1 protein-coding gene is annotated in these 345 nt (G+C 42.6%); it reads right to left on the reverse strand.

Annotated features, from left to right (window positions below):
* A partial coding sequence (locus tag AAGF08_RS20535) for a T9SS type A sorting domain-containing protein (protein ID WP_343513332.1) occupies positions 1 to 303 on the reverse strand: 303 nt, incomplete at its 3' end.
* Positions 304 to 345: the final 42 nt, after the last annotated feature.

The raw sequence follows: 345 nt of genomic DNA on the forward strand, positions 1-345 counted from the left end.
GACCAGTTGACCGGTACTTACCTGTACCGTATACAGTCCTGAACTCAAGTGATCAATATTGATCTCATATGCTGCATTTCCGGTTTTAACACCTTCTTTCTCATAAACCAGTCTTCCGACTGCATCAAAGATTCTGATTCCCACATTTACGTTCTTATCCAATTCAACCTCAATGGTCACATTAGATTTTGCAGGGTTCGGGAACATGTTGAAGTCTCCGAATCTTGGCTCACGGCTCAGCTCAATCACTTTTTCGATTGTCTGGCCAGCTCTATCTGTACTGAAGACGGTTATTTTTGCCATTCCTGGTATTGAAGTGCCTTTCCAGATAAGTGACTTACCGAT

Source organism: Algoriphagus sp. SE2 (genome assembly GCF_039563885.1).
Classification (GTDB): Bacteria; Bacteroidota; Bacteroidia; order Cytophagales; family Cyclobacteriaceae; genus Algoriphagus.